The 378-nt window shown below is 35.2% G+C and carries 1 protein-coding gene; it reads right to left on the reverse strand.

Annotated features, from left to right (window positions below):
• Positions 1–378, reverse strand: a 378-nt coding sequence (locus K0040_RS22630; RefSeq protein WP_228110476.1) for a class II glutamine amidotransferase, incomplete at both ends; no start/stop codon positions are given.

The following is a 378-nucleotide window of genomic DNA, read 5'->3' on the forward strand; positions in this document are numbered from 1 at the left end:
CCATGTGAGCTACTATTTCTGTATCTGTTTGAGATAAGAATTTAACTCCTTCAGATTCTAATTCAGCTTTTAATTCAAGGTAGTTTTCTATTATTCCATTGTGAACAACAGCTATAGTTCTATCCATATTGTAATGAGGATGTGAGTTTACATCTGATGGTTCTCCATGAGTTGCCCATCTTGTATGCCCTATTCCTAAATGTCCATCAATAGGATTTTTTTGTAAGTCTTCAGCAAGTATTGCTAATCTGCCTTTGAACTTTCTTATTTCTAATTGGTCACCAGTATTTACGGCAACACCTGCAGAGTCATATCCTCTGTACTCTAATTTTGACAGACCTTCTATTAAAACTTCTGTTGCCTGTCTTCTTCCTAAAT

The organism is Terrisporobacter petrolearius (assembly GCF_020748185.1).
GTDB lineage: Bacteria > Bacillota > Clostridia > Peptostreptococcales > Peptostreptococcaceae > Terrisporobacter > Terrisporobacter petrolearius.